Here is a 16,622-nt window from a genome sequence, read left to right as displayed (position 1 = left end):
ATTAGCTTTCATTTGTTTTATTTCACTAATTTATGTAAATTTTACCACAAAACACATTTAATGTATAATAGTAATATACAACACTGTTGATAAAACCTTTTATTTTAGGAGGCACTTCATGAAACGATTTTTTAAGACGTTACTACTATTTGTAGTTCTTTCAATTGCACTACATTTATTATTTGATATCGTTGGCTGGCTTGTTTTCAATGCGCCAATTCAAAACAAACAAAGTATTATTTCCTTACTAACAGCCTCATGGTTAATGTACATGTACCGAGATAAATTTTTTAAAGCATTCACTTCGAATTAACTAAAAGAACTTCATCGATAAAAGATGAAGTTTTTTCTTTTTCTCTCATTCTCTCTATTAACTACCGTATAATAGAACTAACATTCTGTCTTTTATAAGAAAGGAGTCACTATGAACTTAAAAAATCACATTATATACGAGAAAATGAACCAATATTCCGTTGCAGGTTTAAGCCTTGCCGTTATACGTGATGGCAAACTAGACGAAACGATTGCTTTCGGAACACTTGAATCTGGAACAACTAGAACTGTCACTACGAATTCCATATTCAATTCTTGTTCTATCAGCAAGTTCATCACTGCAATGCTCGTACTAACGCTATCAGATCAGGAAATCGTGCCTTTAGATGAAGACGTAAATGATAGACTCACATCTTGGAACATACCTACCAATCTATTTACCTCACAGAACAAAGTCACGTTGCGAAATTTATTAAGCCACCAATCTGGAATTATTGACCCTCCTAATAGTTTTGAACATTATACACTTGCACAAGGACGACCAAACTTGTCTGAACTCCTTGCCGGCAAAACATCATATTGTCCAGTACCGATTGAAGTGACTTATAAACCAAAAAGCGAATTTCACTACTCAGATGCAAACTTTTGTATTATTGAACTACTACTTGAAGATATAACTGGAAAACCATTCAATCTTTTACTTGAAGAATATATCTTTCAGCCACTACAACTGAAAAATAGCATACTATTCTCTACTAAAGATATAAATAAAATGGAGGCCTTTGCTTGTGGGCATAATAAAGATGGCACCATTACAAATGAGAAGTATCCATTTTATCCATTCGCAGCTTCTTCAGGTATTTGGACAACACCAACTGACTTATCAACTTTAGTTATTGAAATCATTCATTCCTTGCAAGGAATGAGCAAACTAAAACTTTCTCAAAAATTAGTACAAGACATGATTTCTCCTCAAGGTTGCTCAAAATGGACTGGGTTAGGTGTGTTTCTAGATGATTCGAATAAAGACTTACAAATGTATTCACTTGGATGGGGCGTTGGGTTTCAATGTATGATGGTATGCTATCCATACCGAGGTAATGGTGCTGTTATTATGACGAATGCTGACTTAGGTGTTCATCAAATGAAAGGGATTATTGGTGACGTTTTAAAAACGTTATCCTTATAATGAAAAGAAAGAAGCTGTTCCTTCCAGCTTCTTTCTTTATATTACATTTTTCGCAACAATTTTTATATGTTCTGGTGCGATAATCTCCGTTATACTTTCTTGGAAATCTTCCTGCAACATTTCTTCAATATGTTCTAGCTGCACTTCAACATGTGTGCATTCTAAATTATGTATATTTAATAATGCATAATGATCTTTTTTCTTTACTACTAAATATTGATTTTCCTCTGTTACAAGTATAGAACCTAATCGTACTCCTAGTAGGCGTTGATCATCAAACTTCACAACAATTTCCCCCTTCATCACTATGTAATAAAATAACATTTTATGTAATCTATTCTTCATAAACTATATCACAATTTATTAAAATATAAATATCATATCTCTTTTACTAAAAACCCTATTCTTTTATATATTTCGATACAAAAAACTTTCTCAACATAAAATTAGAATTTTCAGTTTTTATTCTTATGAAAATCTATTATAATAAAGTTAATAAATGTTTGACCTCTCCTAATTCATGTACATATGGATGATCAGTAGTCGTTGCTACTGATCTATTTTTTTGATTTCAGAAAGTATATACGCTGCATCCTTTCCTACACCACAAATAAGTGCAGATCCCCTTTGAGATTGCCACGGCAAACCGATATAATATAATCCTTTTACTGGACTTATTCCTCTTACATGATTAGGAAATCCATTCTCATTCACTGCCTTTTCTAGTTCAATCCATTTATAGTTCTGAATAAAACCAGTTGACCATATAATGCTTTCTGCACTATACGTGCCACCATTTTGAAACATAATATTATTTTCTGATGCACTAACCACTTTTTCCTCTAGTTTAATTGCTCTATTACGAATAAGTTCTTTGCCTTCAAAACCAAAAATAGGATCCTTTCTCTTCTGAAACCATTTTCCCCTCTTAGTATTTACTTCGGCGTACAATAAACCCAATTTTTCTAACCAACTAAAAATGCTTTTTCTAAAAAGATGTAACGGTAAAAATGTTAAAGGATGACTGATAGACATTGTAACTTCATGAGTTTTTGCAAGTTCTACTGCAATTTGCATTCCGGAATTACCGCCACCTACTACTAGTACTTTTCCCTTAGGAATTTGTGATGGTGATTTATATTGTGATGAATGTATTTGAAAAACATGCGATGAAAGATGTTGTGAAAATGAGGGAATGTATGGTTGCTGAAAACCACCTGTTGCGATAACAACCTTTTTTGCTTGTAAAACTTCTGTAGGAGTATGTAATTCGAATATCTCTTTTTCTTTCTTTATTTTTAAAACTTTGGTTTGCAATTGGATTGGTAATGTAAAGTACCTTGCATATTCTTCTAAATATGTTGCCATTTCATCTTTACACGGAAATCCCTTTCCTTCTCCTTTTACTATCATACCTGGTAAACTACTATATTCCCTCGGTGTGAAGAGCTGTAAAGAATCATATCGATTTCTCCATGAATCCCCAATTCGGTTTCCTGCCTCAAGTAATAAAAAATTATAACCTTCTTGCTTCAAGTAATATCCCATTGTTAATCCAGCTTGACCAGCTCCAACGATAATTGCATCTAACATCCTTTTCCTCCTTCCTATTTCACATGAATATATGCTCATTTGTTCATATGTTTTATCATACGATTTATTTTTCAATAATTCAATCTGTTTAACAAAATGAAAAAGAGCAGTTCACTGCTTTATGAACTACTCTTCATTACATTTATTTAATACGCAATTACACTGCACTCTCTCTAAAAAATTTATATATTAATCCCTTCCTGCTCTATCATCTCTCCTCATAAAATACGATTCTATTTGAAAACGGATCAATTACAGTTAATTCGATTGTATCCCAAGGTGTTTTTTCTATATTTGGCTTCGAATAAGCATATTCTTTACTTAATAATATAGAATGATAATCCTTTACATTATCTATTTTGACCCGAATCGCACCGCCTGGCGAAGCATCCCCATGATGTTCTGATAAATGTATTACAGCATCATGTAACGAAATTTGTATATATAATGGCATATGTTCCTCATACCGATGTTCCCAATCCATTTTAAACCCTAAAAAATCTATGTAAAATAGCTTTGCTTTTTCAACATCAAAAATTCTAAATATAGGTGTAATCATTTATTATCTCCTCCTATTTATAAACATCTGCCGCCAATTCCCTCAAAACTTCAACATTCACTACTTCAAAGCAACCATTGTTCTTTTTTATAATCTCTTTATCACAAAAAACATTTAATGTACGTAATAGGTGTCGATAACTCGTTCCTAACAATTCAGCTGTCTCTGTTAAATTCCCACTAAATACAATTCGATTTCCGTGCTGCACCGCTCGTTCCCCTGCTGCTAACATGTAACTCGCAAGTCTATTTTCAAGTGGATATAGTAAATTAATTGTACTATTTTTTGAAAGTCGATTTAACTTATGTGCTAACGATCCACAAATACATCGTAAAAATTTCGCATCATGAAATAGTTGATTTCTCACTTTTCCTAAAGGTAAACCAACACAATATGAATCTGCCATTACTTGTACGTTTGAAGCAGTCTTTTGAGAATGAATTAACTCCACATCTCCTAACAGCTGCAAACTATCATAAAAGCATAATAATACAGATTTCCCGTTACTTAATGTATTAAACGCTTTTGCTTTTCCTTCAACGAAGAAAAATAAATAATCTATCTCTTCATTTTCTCTACAAATAAACTCATTCTTTTTAAAAAATATGAGTTCCATATACGGTTTCATATCATTACTAAAAAATGAATCAATATTATTTTGTTTCATATAATGTGCTAATTTAATTGAATTACATACTTTCTTCATAGTTCCCCCGCCTTTACAACTACTCCCCATTGTAATCAAAATTTTCTCCTTCCACTATGACATATGTCATAGTAATACACAATTTCAGCATGATACAGTCATTACAAATATGAAATACAAAGGGGATATTACATTGTATAACTTTCTTTCTGTCTTTATTGGTGTGCTCATCGCCGTTATGCTTCCATTGAATGGGATTTTATCTGAGTTAATTGGCAAGTACACAGCGAGCGTTGTCATCCACCTTGTCGGTTTAATTGCAGTTATCTTCATTTTAATCATTAACAAAAATAAAATTTATTTTGATAAAAGCATTCCACTTTTTTTATATAGCGCTGGTGCGATTGGAGTATTCACTGTTCTTTTTAATAATATAAGTTTCTCCGTCCTTGGTGCCTCTATTACGATCGCATTAAGTTTACTCGGTCAATCTATCGCTTCCATCGTTATTGACCATTTCGGCTTATTAGGAATGAAAGTTGCAAAGTTTGAAAAGAAAAAACTAATTGGATTATGTTTCATCTCTTCCGGAATTATAATCATGACAATTTATTAATGGAGGCAAGAAAATGTTATATATTACTATCGCTATTTTAGCTGGTGTTTCTATCGTTGTTGCTAGAATTATTAACGCGAATTTAGCAGCGAAGATTGGAAATTGGGAAGGCACGTTTTTTAATTATATTACTGGATTATTTTTCTCTATGTTATTTTTAATTTTCAGTTCAGATTCATTTTATATTCCTAGCCATACGTTGCAATCTATTCCTATCGCTGTTTACTTAGGCGGATTAGTAGGCGTTATCGTCATCTCGTTATCGAACTATATTACGCCTAAAATATCAGCATTTTATTTAACGTTACTCATCTTTATCGGACAATTATTTGCGGGGACTATCATTGATTTCATCTTGTCACACGAACTATCAATGGGAAAAGTTGTCGGTGGCATTTTCGTACTAATTGGGCTAACTTACAATTTACTCGTAGATCGCCCTGTTAAAACTGTGCAGAATAACCAAGTTCAACTATAATACTTTACGCTTACCTATCATATATTAATAGAAAAGCTCTTTATACGAAGTAATAGAGAGGAGAATATTCTATTAAGAAAATCATTTTACTGCTCGGTAGCGCATTGATTATTTTTGGTATCGTATGGTTTTTAAACTCAGGGAAATCTATTCAAGATTTCTATACAGCAAATAAACCAAAGAAGAAAGCTACTATCATTTCAACTCAAAGAGACCCAAATGAGCCCCCTGTCTTTTTAGGAAAACAGGAAATAAAAGATATACATGTCGAGTCAATTAAAACAAAAAAAGATATCTTTCTCACAAAAACAGATGAATTAAAAACATTCATTAACAGTATGGATACCGCCAAAAAAGGAAAATTAACATTAGATGAAGAAGGATCAGATTTAATAGATTGTGATATGTGGATTACTTTCGAGGATGGAACTTATAAAAAATATTTCATATGGGTAGTTGATCATCACAGTAGTGAAGTAATGATCGCTCAGCAAGATACTCTTGATGATGTAAACCTTACGTACTATCAATTAAATGAAGATAATTCAAAAAAAGTTTATAACTTATTTAAAAAAATTATTTAAACGAAAAAGTCATGAGCAAATGAGCTCATGACTTTTTGCACTATATATATTCAGGGAACACTTTACATCCCTTTTCCTGCTCTATATCATGCCCAAAGAAAACAATTGGCTTCTCTTTTATCACAACTTCTTTTAAATGTTTAATTGAAGATAAAGCTAATTCTGGATCAAATCCAGCAAATGGCACTTCATTTTCAAAATTCTCTTTCGTATACGATGCATCAATCGTTAATAATACAGGACCGGATTTTTCTGTCTCAATTAATAGCGATTGATGCCCTGGAGTATGGCCTGGTGTATGCAATACTTGAACTCCTGGTACGACTTCATAATCCCCTTCAATGATTTTGTAGTTTAAATTCGGCAATATACATTCTTTCAAATATTCTTCGCTATGCTGCGCCGCCTCATATTCAGCACGCTGTACAATGATTGGTGTATTTATAAAAGCGCCATTTCCTCCTGCATGATCAAAATGCAAGTGAGAACTAATAATATAAAGAAGGTCATCCGGCTCATAACCAACCCGTTTTAAAATATTCACGATTCTATCTTCTTCAGTCATTTTCGGTAAAACCTGTCCTTCGACAAATGTACCGTTAAAAAGACCTTCATTATTAACTGCACTTTCTGGCATACCTGTATCTACTAAAATAGGCCCCTCTTCTGTCTCCAAAAGATAACACCATACAGGTAAGTTCAATAAATTTCCCGGTGTGAGCGTACTATTAACAGAAGAATGATCTAACATACAACGACCTGCTGGGATGAAATAAAGCTTTTTTACTGACATTATGTATCCACCTTTACATTTAATTTAAGATAAAGTAACACAGTAAATAATTCTGCTTTTTAGAAATAAACTCCTTCCACACTTTCATACCAGCATAAATAAAAAAGAGTGTACTTTTTTACATAATGGCATTTCACCATCTATAATAAAAGAGTAAATGACTCTTACTTTAATGGAGGGAATATAAATGAAAGCAATTGGTTTACATGAATACTTACCTATTGAAGAAGAAAACAGTTTAATTGATATTGAAGTTGAAAGACCTGTTGCTACAGGAAGAGATATACTCGTTAAAATTAACGCTATTTCCGTTAACCCAGTTGATACAAAAGTTCGCTCTCCGAAAGATAAAAAAGAAGATGTAGCGAAAATACTTGGCTGGGATGCAAGTGGTATTGTCGTACAAACGGGCGAAGGTTGTACGTTATTTAAAGAAGGCGACGAAGTGTTTTACGCTGGAAGCATTACGAGACAAGGTACATATAGTGAATACCATTTAGTTGATGAAAGAATCGTTGGTAAAAAACCAAAAACGTTAAGTGATGCTGAATCTGCAGCACTTCCTTTAACAGCTATTACGGCTTGGGAAGGTTTATTCGAACGTTTGGGAATTGATTATAATAAGAAAGATACAAATACATTTAAAAACATTTTAATTATCGGTGGAGCTGGTGGTGTAGGTTCAATTGCAATTCAACTTGCGAAATGGGCTGGACTGAATGTAATCACAACTGCATCTCGTAATGAAACAATACACTGGGTTGAAAAATTCGGTGCCGATTATATCGTTAACCATCACCAACCTTTACAAGATCAAATATTAGAGTTTGGGCTAAAAGATGTAGATTATATTTTCTGCTTAAACAATACAGATCAACATTGGCAAGCAATATGTGAGCTCATTAAGCCACAAGGAAAAATTTGCTCTATCGTAGAAAATGAACACCCTCTTGAAATGGGTATTTTAAAAAGTAAAAGTGCTACATTCGTTTGGGAGTTTATGTTTACAAAAGCGATGTATGAAACTGGCGACATGATTACGCAGCACGAACTATTAAATAAAGTAAGCGAACTTTTAGATGAAGGTATTTTAAAGACTACTTTAAATGAAACATTCACACCAATTAACGCTGAAAACGTAAAGAAAGCACATACACTGCTTGAAAGCGGAAGTACGATTGGGAAAATCGTTTTAGAGAAATTTTAATAACAAAAAGTCCGATTTTCATATGAGAAATCGGACTTTTTACTATCTTTATTTACTTGAAATCTCTTGATCATTTTGAACGTCTAACGGAGGTCGTTTCCCTATTCCGAAAGCATAGAAACTAATTGTTACGATAGCTAAGAAAACAATACCTACAACTAGTGAAATGCGTGTATCATCGTTAAACCACATTCCGATTAATACCATAATTAAAAAGGCAATTGTCAAATAGTTTGTAACAGGAGCAAATGGCATTTTGAACGGATGATCTTTCATCTCTGCCCCTTTTGCTTTTCTAAAGTTAATTTGACTAATTAAAATGACGAACCATGGTACCATACCAGGAAGTACACTCGCACTATATACATACACGAATAAATTTTTCGGTGCAATATAACTTAATACAACACCAACTGCTAAACCGATAATTACGCCAACTGTACCGAATAAAGGTACGCCATTTCCAGAAAGTTTCGTGAAATATTTCGGCGCTTGTCCATTTACACCTAACGTATAAAGCATACGACCCGCACTATAAATACCACTATTACAACCAGACATTGCCGCTGTAATAACAACGAAGTTAATCAGTCCAGCTGCTGCCGTAATACCAACCTTCGCAAAAGTTGCTACGAACGGACTACCAATTGTACTTAATTGATCCCATGGATACACAGTTACAATAACGAAAATAGCACCGATATAGAATATTAAAATACGCCAAATTGTACTTTGAATCGCTCTTGTAAGTGTCTTCTTCGGATCCTTCGCTTCACCAGCAGTAATACCAATTAATTCTACACCTTGGTATGCGCCAACTACAAGTGATAATGCAAAGAAGAATCCTGAAAAACCACCTGTAAAGAAACCGCCATTTGACCAAAGATTAGATATGCCAATCGCTTCTCCGCCGTTACCAATTCCAAAGAAAATAAGTCCAAATCCCGCAATAATCATTAATAGAATCGTAACGATTTTAATCATCGCAAACCAAAATTCAAATTCACCAAATGACTTAACAGAAATTAAGTTAGCTGCGCCAAGAATAACCATTGCGATTACGCCTGGTATCCAAGCTGGTAATTCCGGGAACCAATATTTCATATATGCTCCAACCGCAATAATTTCTGACATCCCAACGATAACCCACTGGAACCAGTTACTCCACGCTGTCATATAGCCAGCTAGCGGATGAATATACTTATGACCGAACGTCGCAAATGAACCTGTACTCGGCTCCATATACAACATTTCACCCATCGCACGCATAATGAAGAAGATAAAAATACCTGCAATTGCATACGCAAGCATTACTGACGGACCTGTCCATTTAATCGTGCTGGCTGACCCCATAAACAAGCCAACACCAATCGTTCCGCCTAAAGCGATCATTTGAATATGACGTGCTTCTAAACCTCTTTTCAATTCTTTGTTTGCCACTTCACTTCCCCCTCTTAGATGATTCATAGCCGCATTTTAAAACAAGATACTTTCCCCTAATTCCTTTCGGCCCTGAAAATGATGAAGCAAACGTCATTTCAGACTAACTTTAAAGCTATCCTAAAATCGTTTTTTGCCTCTTACAAAATTCTCAAAACCTTTCATCTTCCAATATTCTATAAATCTTAAAATTACTTACCTTATATTAATTCATTTGTCTGAAAAGTTCAATTATTTTTTCGGTAAATCATTATACATAGTCTGATTAATTTTTAACTAAATTAACAATAAAATACATCTATTCAATATGATTCCGGTATGAATATTATTACAGTATAAATAACCGAGGAAGATAGGGTCTCCTCGGTTTCATACCGCATATACTTCACTAATTATAGTTTGCACTATAATTACTTACACATGCAATTAACACATCACGCAAAAATTTAATATATTAGTAGAACTACATAGTAACTAGCTTCTCTATCCCATCTCCTACTTTAAGAAATACATCACTACACTTAAAACAATCAACAATACACCGGAAAGCGGAAAACTTTTCTCTTCAGCTTTTATCTTCCCCTCAACAATACCTTTAATTTTTGTTCGTATATCCACTAATCATCTTCATAAAATATAAAAGAGTCTCATTAAAAAATGAGACTCTTTTACCATTTCATATTTAAATCATTTTTGAAGTTTGTTTACCTAAAATAAACACTTTAGTAAACAACATCATGATAACTACTATAACCAGAAAATAAAGTGGCATCACCAGTAACGAGCCCGTATGCAGCTGGCTCATTCCCCAAATTGTCATTGTTACAATTACATAGTATCCTAAGCTAAACAATGCTCCGGCTGTACCAATGACATCTTGAAAATCTACTAATGCTAAACTTAAACAGTTAGGTAACGCTATCCCAATTCCTAATAGCAATATAAACATCGCTACTAAAAATCCAATCATATATATTATGTTTGGATTTGATCCCAGTGAAGTAATAACAGATAAAAGGATAGCTCCCCCAGTCATTACAAGACAACCGATATATATAATCTTCTCTGGTTTATATGTGGCAAGCAATCGTTTTGAAACTTTCGCTCCAATAATAGAAGCAGAAGCAACAACAATTCCTAGAAGTCCATACATACTAGGCGATAACTGAAAGTATTCAATAAAGATAAACGGCGCTTCTGCATAATAGCTAAATAAAACACCATTCGCTCCTCCAATTAATAACCCGTATGTTACTACTTTCGGATTTGTAATCAATCGTTTTAAAACAGAAAACACATTGATTTTATTCGTTATTGCGTTCGTCTTTGTTTCGGGAAGAGAAACAAACGTATACAGCAAAATTCCAATGCTCATAACTACTAAACTCAAAAATACGATTTTAAATCCAAACATTTGATCAAGAAAGCCACCAATTAATGGTCCTATCGCTGGAGTAAAAGCAATGACTGCCGAGATTTGAGCAAACATAACATGCCTCTTATGCCCTTCTACACTTTCACGAAGAATCGTTTGTGTAACAACAGAGCCAGCACTTGCTCCAAACGCTTGAATAAAACGACTTAGCAATAAAACTTCAATGGAATTTGCAATAAAGCATAAGAAACTACCTACACCATATATTACAATTCCAAATAACATTGCCGGGCGACGGCCAATTATATCCGATAACCATCCAATAAAAAATACACCTAAAGCAAATCCAGCGAAATACACACTAAGAGTTAACTGTACCTCATTATTACTTACATGTAGCGCCTTTGAAATGTCAGGTAAAGACGGTGTGTAAATCGTTTCACTAATTTGCGGAAATGCCACAAGAATAATCATTAACAAAATTGATGGTACTGAGACTTTTTTCATTTTTCATACCCTCCTATAACTTTGAAAATCTCAGAAATAAAAAGACTTTCCTAAGCTACGGAACAGGAGGGGCCATTATAGAAATTCGATCATAAAACAACAAAAAAAACACCTCAATTACGTATGTTAATACTTATAGGAGGGTAATATTAACATTAATTTTTAAATATACTTTTTCAATTATATTACATATTGCGGTTCTTTTTCTAGTGTTGAGTCTTGGAGGTTTTGTAAAAAAGACAACTTGATACCACTACCTTTTTATGGAATAATTATAAATAGTTTGAATTTACAGATCTGTTTATGAAACGATAAACTAGCATATTTTAATGTCGCAAAGCTTACAAACAGGAGGCCTTTCGTAATGATTGAAATTTTAAGGACAGTAATAAATTTCCTGATTGCTCTATTCTCAGGAGAATTACCAATTGTATATTATGTGTGGATTATTACCCTATTCCTAATTCAAATAAGCCAATCTACTCTGAATTATAAACTCTTTAATAAGAAAGATAATTTCAGCACTTATACATCGGAAGGATTACTTGCTTTTATTATTTTATTATTTGGAGGTATGTTAGTATCTAAGTTACTTGCTTACATAATAGACGATCCTACTATTAGTATGACAAATGTAACACATTATTTTATTTCTCTTATTATATTAACTATATTTGTCGTCATAAGCTGTCTTAAAGATTTTATAGAAACATCTATCAAAAATAAAAATTTGTCTCTTTTTAGCTTTTTAGTAGTTTCCTTAATAACAAGTATACTTTCATTCAAATTTTTATCACTTTTAATCGAAGGTTCTTTTTCTCTTTCTAAATCTTTTATAAACACTTTAATCATTCTTGTAACTATATCAATTCCTCTATTAATTGCCTTAGAGGAAAAGTATGCAGATGAAAAATAATTCTTGAATTTATAGTTTGAAATTGAGTGTCTATTCTTTTTTAACGGTATTACTATAAAAATAACAGTCATTGAATCGAAAATTAAGCAGAAATGAGGACTACAATTGAGCATTGAACAACAATTATATGAAGCAGTGAAAAATTTAATTGAACAAAGGTATCCGCATAATTGGGGCGGAGCTGCAGCAATCCGTGTAGAAGATGGATCCATTTATACAAGTGTGGCCCCTGACGTAATAAACGCTTCAACAGAACTTTGTATGGAAACAGGTGCAATTTTAGAAGCTCATAAATTTCATAAGAAAGTTACACATTCTATTTGTCTTGCAAGGGAAAATGAGCATTCTGAATTAAAAGTATTATCACCTTGTGGTGTATGCCAAGAACGTTTATTTTATTGGGGACCAGAAGTACTATGCGCCATTACAAATTCTAAACAAGATATTATTTTCAAACCGTTAAAAGAGTTGCAGCCATACCATTGGAGCGAAGCATATCATGATGAATTTACAAAAGAATGGAGTACACGATAAAGTGAAGGTTACTCTCAAATAGCGGAGAATAAAGATTATTCACTAAAAAAGCACCGTCACAAATGACGGTGCTTTTTCTATGTAAGAGCTACTAGAAGTTTCCTTCTAGCCTACTCCCATTTATAAGTCCAAAATTGTTCAAGTTGCAGCCATTTTAACGTTGCTGCATCTTTATTTTTGATTTTTGCATGTGTTTCTTCTAACATCGCTTCTGTTTGTGAACGATGCGCACCTAGTGCAGCTAATTTATGCTCGAATACTTCACTAATATTATTTACAACATCCGGCTCACCTAATACAGCTTCGCGATTTCTCGTAATCGCAACTGCATGAATGACTGGACGTTCTTCTTTTTGCATACGTGATACAGCACGAACGACTGCGCGGCCAAATGCATCATGATCTGGATGTACGCCGTGCTCTGGATAAAATGTAATAATTCGAGATGGATTTACTTCTTGAATGATTGCTTCAATTTTATCTGCAACGAAATCAACATCTTCAAATTCTAACGTTTTATCATGAAAACCAAGCATTCTTAAATCTTGAATTCCCATCGCTTCACATGCATCTTTTAATTCTTTTTCACGGATATTTGGAATCGTTTCACGGTTAGCGAATACATTTTTCCCCATGTTACGTCCCATTTGTCCTAAAGTACCACATGCATACGTTACAGGTACTCCTTGATCTGTTAATAAGCGAATTGTTCCTCCCGCCGCAAATGCTTCATCATCTGGATGCGGAAATACAACAAGTACATGTCTCTCCATAAGTTTCCCTCCTTCTTACTTAAATGGTGTTAAGCTTAACTCAAGTGCAACTGCTAAGCGGCCTTGGTTATCATGCCCTGCTAGTAATAAACGCTCTTTATCGTCTACTTCCCAGTGCGTAATACCTTCTGCATATACCCAGCCATGATCCATTTTCAAACCAACTCGGTATGGATTCGTTCCAGTAATCTTCCCGCGCTCAAAGCGAATAATTGCATTTCGAATGAATGCTCCAACTGTCATCATCTTTTCGTTAAAGTGTGACGCATACGCTCCGTTCGTTGTTTCTAAATGAATATATACATCTTTATTTACAAAACGTTCAATTTCATTTTGAATAAGAGAACTATCTTTTACTATTTCCATCGGAATTCACCTCTTTAAACCATTTTACGCAAAAATAATGTAAATTGCTATCTCTATATTAGAGGACAATGCTCACTTTTCCTAATAATTTGCACTGTGTTTTTTATATTTTTTATATGATATGTAAAAATCATATTTTTTCCTTCACTTTGTTAAATAGTTTTCTTTCTTTTTTGAATTTGCTACAATATATTTTATCCCGTATTAATATAGCGAGATACATTTCGACAATTGAATACATACTTTAAAGAAGGTGACATGATTGGAACAATCAGCACATGAAGTAGCAAATTGGCAATATTATTTTGCAATTGCCGTATTTTTAATCACGTACGGATTTATTATTTCTGAGAAATTGAATCGTGCTGTAATCGCACTATTCGGCGCTGCTATTATGATTATTTTTGGAGTTGTAGATTTACATACCGCTTTCACATCACATATTCAATGGGAAACAATCACCCTTTTAATTGGGATGATGATTCTCGTACATATTACGAGTCAATCAGGCGTATTTGAATTTGTGGCTATTAAAGCAGCTAAGGCAGCTGGTGGAAAACCAATCCGCATTTTATTATTACTATCTTTATTAACCGCAGTTGGTTCTGCATTTTTGGACAACGTAACAACCGTCTTATTAATCGTACCTGTTACACTATCCATTACACGTATTTTAAAAGTAAACCCTGTTCCTTATTTGATTTCAGAAGTGCTATTTTCAAATATAGGCGGAACAGCAACATTAATCGGTGACCCACCGAACATTATGATTGGATCAGCAAATAAGCATTTAGACTTTAATGCCTTTTTACTAAACTTAGCTCCAATCGTAATTATTATTTCTATTGTTACACTTGGCATTATTTACTTTATGTATCGTAACAAACTAAAAACAACACCTGAGCAAATTAAAATATTAATGGCATTGAACGAAAAAGATTATATTAAAGATCAAAGCCTCCTTTTAAAATCCATTTCAATTTTAGGACTAACTATTTTAGGCTTTGTACTTCATTCGATTATTCATGTAGACGCTGCGGTTATCGCGATGACAGGCGCTACAATTCTTATGCTAATTGGCGTAAAAGAACATGATATTGAAGATGTATTTGCCCACGTTGAATGGGTAACCATTTTCTTCTTCGCTGGATTATTCGTTCTCGTTGGCGGGTTAATTGATATCGGGCTCATTTCTTCACTCGCAAAAGAAGTGCTCGACGTAACGAACGGTGATATCGGTTTCGCTGCGATACTTATCTTATGGGTATCAGGCATTGCATCTGCAACAATTGACAATATCCCATTTGTCGCAACGATGATACCACTTATTCAAGATTTAGCTACAGGACTCGGATTATCTGTCGACTCTCCGCAAATTGAAGTACTATGGTGGGCGTTATCACTTGGGGCTTGCTTAGGAGGAAACGGAACATTAATCGGAGCATCCGCAAACGTAGTCGTTGCTGGTATTGCAAAACGTGAAGGACATGCTTTCTCGTATATGGACTTCTTAAAAATTGGTTTACCGTTAACTATTATTGCATTATTACTATCACATGTTTATATATATTTACGTTATTTAATGTAATAGTTGTAGTGGGTGAAATTATATCGATGATTCTACAGAGAATATCGACTTACCGACAAATAACGAAAATGAAAAAGGTATGCAGCTAAATTGCATACCTTTTTTTCGTTCACCAAAATATACCGATAATTGCTAATCCACCTAAAATCATACCGCCAATTTGTCCAACGATTGCTGGCGATAATTGAACACCTTTTCTCACTTCAACAACCGGTCTTTCGTGCCTTAGTTGCTGCACTTCACTTTGAAGTTGATGTACACTTCCGTGTAATTCTTTAATTAGTTCCTTCAATTCAGCGACCTCTTCATTTACTGGTTTTGCTTTTTCTAAATTCATTTTGCATAACTCCTTATAAAATCAATCAGTGCACTGTAAAATTTCGCCAATTACTGGTATATCTCCTGCATACTACATATATAATATGGAATGTATTTTTAATCTTGCAGCTCTATCCATTCCTCCCGCAATATCCCCATAATGATACGATCAAAACATTTCCCATCTCTTTGCACCGCTTCTCTCATACAGCCTTCCATCTGAAAACCCATCTTTTTATATAACTTAATAGCAGCTTTGTTATAAGAAATAACATCAAGACCGACGCGGTGTAAATTCAATTCATAAAATGCATAATTTAATATAAGATTGATTGCTTCTCTTCCATATCCCTTCCCTCTATCATTTCCCTCTCCTATACCAATGGCTAATAAACCCATTCTGTTATTCCACTCTATGCCATGAATCGCCACAAAACCAATTAAGCGATCATCTTGAACTGTCCTTACCATGAAAGAAACACTATTCGATCTTCGTCCTTTTAATAGCCCATTACTTGCTATTTCTTGTATCGATTGCGGGAATGCTACATCTGTATCTACATTTCTTAAATACTCACTATCTTCTTGCCACATAGCCATTACTTCAGCATCCGCTTCTCTAATAGCTGATAATTTAATCGTTTTATTTTGAAAAAGATTCATTGTCATTTCAAACTCCCCCTTTATTAAATAACGGGGATACTTATTTCAGCCTATTTATCCCCTCGTTCTATAAACTGCTTTATACACGAGATACTTACAATAAGCGCTGACATTGGCACATCTCCTCTACATTAAATTACATTTATTGTATAATTTTTCATTTATTCTAACAATAAAAAAGACCCCCAAATTTAGAGGATCTTC

20 protein-coding genes are annotated in these 16,622 nt (G+C 33.8%); 9 read left to right on the top strand and 11 right to left on the bottom strand.

The annotated features are described in order from the left end of the window. The first annotated feature begins 118 nt into the window (after window positions 1–118). Entirely contained in the window at window positions 119–313 is a 195-nt protein-coding gene (locus ILT06_RS14215) for a hypothetical protein (RefSeq protein WP_064475935.1), read from the top strand. Between the two features lie 111 nt (window positions 314–424). Continuing rightward, window positions 425–1,462, top strand: coding sequence for a serine hydrolase domain-containing protein (locus tag ILT06_RS14210; protein WP_064475936.1), 1,038 nt, complete (start codon window positions 425–427; stop codon window positions 1,460–1,462). Between the two features lie 36 nt (window positions 1,463–1,498). On the opposite strand, the gene ILT06_RS14205 is transcribed toward ILT06_RS14210, so the two are convergent. From ILT06_RS14205 to yeiL, 4 genes are all read right to left on the bottom strand, one after another. After that, window positions 1,499–1,747 carry a hypothetical protein gene (locus ILT06_RS14205; protein ID WP_000666939.1) on the bottom strand — a complete coding sequence of 83 codons (249 nt, stop codon included), beginning with the start codon at window positions 1,745–1,747 and terminating at the stop codon, window positions 1,499–1,501. A 264-nt stretch (window positions 1,748–2,011) separates the two neighbouring features. Next, entirely contained in the window at window positions 2,012–3,055 is a 1,044-nt protein-coding gene (locus tag ILT06_RS14200) for a flavin-containing monooxygenase (protein ID WP_088047453.1), read from the bottom strand. 208 nt (window positions 3,056–3,263) lie between these two features. Further along, entirely contained in the window at window positions 3,264–3,614 is a 351-nt protein-coding gene (locus tag ILT06_RS14195; RefSeq protein WP_000632414.1) for a glyoxalase superfamily protein, read from the bottom strand. 13 nt (window positions 3,615–3,627) lie between these two features. Then, entirely contained in the window at window positions 3,628–4,320 is a 693-nt protein-coding gene (gene yeiL, locus ILT06_RS14190) for a transcriptional regulator YeiL (protein WP_064475987.1), read from the bottom strand. 109 nt (window positions 4,321–4,429) lie between these two features. On the opposite strand from yeiL, the gene ILT06_RS14185 reads away from it, so the two are divergent. The 3 genes from ILT06_RS14185 (at window position 4,430) to ILT06_RS14175 (ending at window position 5,938) form a co-directional block, all read left to right on the top strand. Then, entirely contained in the window at window positions 4,430–4,876 is a 447-nt protein-coding gene (locus ILT06_RS14185) for a DMT family transporter (RefSeq protein ID WP_002096403.1), read from the top strand. Window positions 4,877–4,889: 13 nt separating this feature from the next. Next, window positions 4,890–5,354, top strand: coding sequence for a DMT family transporter (locus ILT06_RS14180; RefSeq protein WP_000965801.1), 465 nt, complete (start codon window positions 4,890–4,892; stop codon window positions 5,352–5,354). A gap of 89 nt (window positions 5,355–5,443) precedes the next feature. Next, complete coding sequence (locus ILT06_RS14175) at window positions 5,444–5,938, top strand: hypothetical protein (protein ID WP_141547152.1); 495 nt, start codon at window positions 5,444–5,446, stop codon at window positions 5,936–5,938. 40 nt (window positions 5,939–5,978) lie between these two features. Here the strand turns inward: ILT06_RS14175 and aiiA are convergent, their stop codons facing one another. Then, window positions 5,979–6,731, bottom strand: a complete 753-nt coding sequence (gene aiiA, locus ILT06_RS14170; RefSeq protein WP_064475939.1) for a quorum-quenching N-acyl homoserine lactonase AiiA — start codon at window positions 6,729–6,731, stop codon at window positions 5,979–5,981. 187 nt (window positions 6,732–6,918) lie between these two features. On the opposite strand from aiiA, the gene ILT06_RS14165 reads away from it, so the two are divergent. Further along, window positions 6,919–7,938, top strand: coding sequence for a zinc-binding alcohol dehydrogenase family protein (locus ILT06_RS14165; protein WP_088047455.1), 1,020 nt, complete (start codon window positions 6,919–6,921; stop codon window positions 7,936–7,938). 48 nt (window positions 7,939–7,986) lie between these two features. Here the strand turns inward: ILT06_RS14165 and ILT06_RS14160 are convergent, their stop codons facing one another. Both ILT06_RS14160 and ILT06_RS14155 read right to left on the bottom strand, forming a co-directional pair. Then, window positions 7,987–9,378 (bottom strand): amino acid permease, encoded by a 1,392-nt coding sequence (locus tag ILT06_RS14160; RefSeq protein ID WP_064475941.1) that lies wholly within the window; start codon window positions 9,376–9,378, stop codon window positions 7,987–7,989. A gap of 682 nt (window positions 9,379–10,060) precedes the next feature. Continuing rightward, a complete protein-coding gene (locus ILT06_RS14155) occupies window positions 10,061–11,260 on the bottom strand; it encodes a multidrug effflux MFS transporter (protein ID WP_064475942.1) in 1,200 nt (399 codons plus the stop codon). Between the two features lie 364 nt (window positions 11,261–11,624). Between ILT06_RS14155 and ILT06_RS14150 the strand changes: the two genes are divergently transcribed. Then, entirely contained in the window at window positions 11,625–12,176 is a 552-nt protein-coding gene (locus tag ILT06_RS14150) for a DUF5823 family protein (protein ID WP_064475943.1), read from the top strand. A 105-nt stretch (window positions 12,177–12,281) separates the two neighbouring features. Then, window positions 12,282–12,710 (top strand): cytidine deaminase, encoded by a 429-nt coding sequence (locus ILT06_RS14145; RefSeq protein ID WP_064475944.1) that lies wholly within the window; start codon window positions 12,282–12,284, stop codon window positions 12,708–12,710. Between the two features lie 110 nt (window positions 12,711–12,820). Here the strand turns inward: ILT06_RS14145 and bshB2 are convergent, their stop codons facing one another. Both bshB2 and ILT06_RS14135 read right to left on the bottom strand, forming a co-directional pair. Next, window positions 12,821–13,483 carry a bacillithiol biosynthesis deacetylase BshB2 gene (bshB2, locus tag ILT06_RS14140; RefSeq protein ID WP_000439468.1) on the bottom strand — a complete coding sequence of 221 codons (663 nt, stop codon included), beginning with the start codon at window positions 13,481–13,483 and terminating at the stop codon, window positions 12,821–12,823. Window positions 13,484–13,498: 15 nt separating this feature from the next. Further along, entirely contained in the window at window positions 13,499–13,849 is a 351-nt protein-coding gene (locus ILT06_RS14135) for a YojF family protein (protein ID WP_000407039.1), read from the bottom strand. A gap of 262 nt (window positions 13,850–14,111) precedes the next feature. Here ILT06_RS14135 and ILT06_RS14130 point away from each other — a divergent pair, with 262 nt between their 5' ends. Continuing rightward, entirely contained in the window at window positions 14,112–15,437 is a 1,326-nt protein-coding gene (locus ILT06_RS14130) for an ArsB/NhaD family transporter (protein WP_088047457.1), read from the top strand. Between the two features lie 109 nt (window positions 15,438–15,546). On the opposite strand, the gene ILT06_RS14125 is transcribed toward ILT06_RS14130, so the two are convergent. Both ILT06_RS14125 and ILT06_RS14120 read right to left on the bottom strand, forming a co-directional pair. Then, the gene (locus ILT06_RS14125) at window positions 15,547–15,774 is read right to left on the bottom strand and encodes a coiled-coil domain-containing protein (protein ID WP_001047302.1); all 228 of its coding nucleotides are present in this window, start codon (window positions 15,772–15,774) and stop codon (window positions 15,547–15,549) included. A 98-nt stretch (window positions 15,775–15,872) separates the two neighbouring features. Continuing rightward, entirely contained in the window at window positions 15,873–16,424 is a 552-nt protein-coding gene (locus ILT06_RS14120) for a GNAT family N-acetyltransferase (protein ID WP_064475946.1), read from the bottom strand. Window positions 16,425–16,622: the final 198 nt, after the last annotated feature.

The sequence above is a fragment of the Bacillus sp. 17RED48 genome, from assembly GCF_019837545.1.
Taxonomy (GTDB): Bacteria; Bacillota; Bacilli; order Bacillales; family Bacillaceae_G; genus Bacillus_A; species Bacillus_A wiedmannii.
This window is presented reverse-complemented; position numbering and strand designations above follow the sequence as displayed.

Excerpts from the sequence above, each read along its gene's own strand:
- ILT06_RS14215 (WP_064475935.1), top strand. The coding sequence starts at position 119 with ATGAAACGATTTTTTAAGACGTTACTACTATTTGTAGTTCTTTCAATT.
- ILT06_RS14210 (WP_064475936.1), top strand. The coding sequence starts at position 425 with ATGAACTTAAAAAATCACATTATATACGAGAAAATGAACCAATATTCC.
- ILT06_RS14200 (WP_088047453.1), bottom strand. The coding sequence starts at position 3,055 with ATGTTAGATGCAATTATCGTTGGAGCTGGTCAAGCTGGATTAACAATG.
- ILT06_RS14195 (WP_000632414.1), bottom strand. The coding sequence starts at position 3,614 with ATGATTACACCTATATTTAGAATTTTTGATGTTGAAAAAGCAAAGCTA.
- yeiL (WP_064475987.1), bottom strand. The coding sequence starts at position 4,320 with ATGAAGAAAGTATGTAATTCAATTAAATTAGCACATTATATGAAACAA.
- ILT06_RS14185 (WP_002096403.1), top strand. The coding sequence starts at position 4,430 with ATGAAATACAAAGGGGATATTACATTGTATAACTTTCTTTCTGTCTTT.
- ILT06_RS14180 (WP_000965801.1), top strand. The coding sequence starts at position 4,890 with ATGTTATATATTACTATCGCTATTTTAGCTGGTGTTTCTATCGTTGTT.
- aiiA (WP_064475939.1), bottom strand. The coding sequence starts at position 6,731 with ATGTCAGTAAAAAAGCTTTATTTCATCCCAGCAGGTCGTTGTATGTTA.
- ILT06_RS14165 (WP_088047455.1), top strand. The coding sequence starts at position 6,919 with ATGAAAGCAATTGGTTTACATGAATACTTACCTATTGAAGAAGAAAAC.
- ILT06_RS14155 (WP_064475942.1), bottom strand. The coding sequence starts at position 11,260 with ATGAAAAAAGTCTCAGTACCATCAATTTTGTTAATGATTATTCTTGTG.
- ILT06_RS14150 (WP_064475943.1), top strand. The coding sequence starts at position 11,625 with ATGATTGAAATTTTAAGGACAGTAATAAATTTCCTGATTGCTCTATTC.
- bshB2 (WP_000439468.1), bottom strand. The coding sequence starts at position 13,483 with ATGGAGAGACATGTACTTGTTGTATTTCCGCATCCAGATGATGAAGCA.
- ILT06_RS14135 (WP_000407039.1), bottom strand. The coding sequence starts at position 13,849 with ATGGAAATAGTAAAAGATAGTTCTCTTATTCAAAATGAAATTGAACGT.
- ILT06_RS14125 (WP_001047302.1), bottom strand. The coding sequence starts at position 15,774 with ATGAATTTAGAAAAAGCAAAACCAGTAAATGAAGAGGTCGCTGAATTG.
- ILT06_RS14120 (WP_064475946.1), bottom strand. The coding sequence starts at position 16,424 with ATGACAATGAATCTTTTTCAAAATAAAACGATTAAATTATCAGCTATT.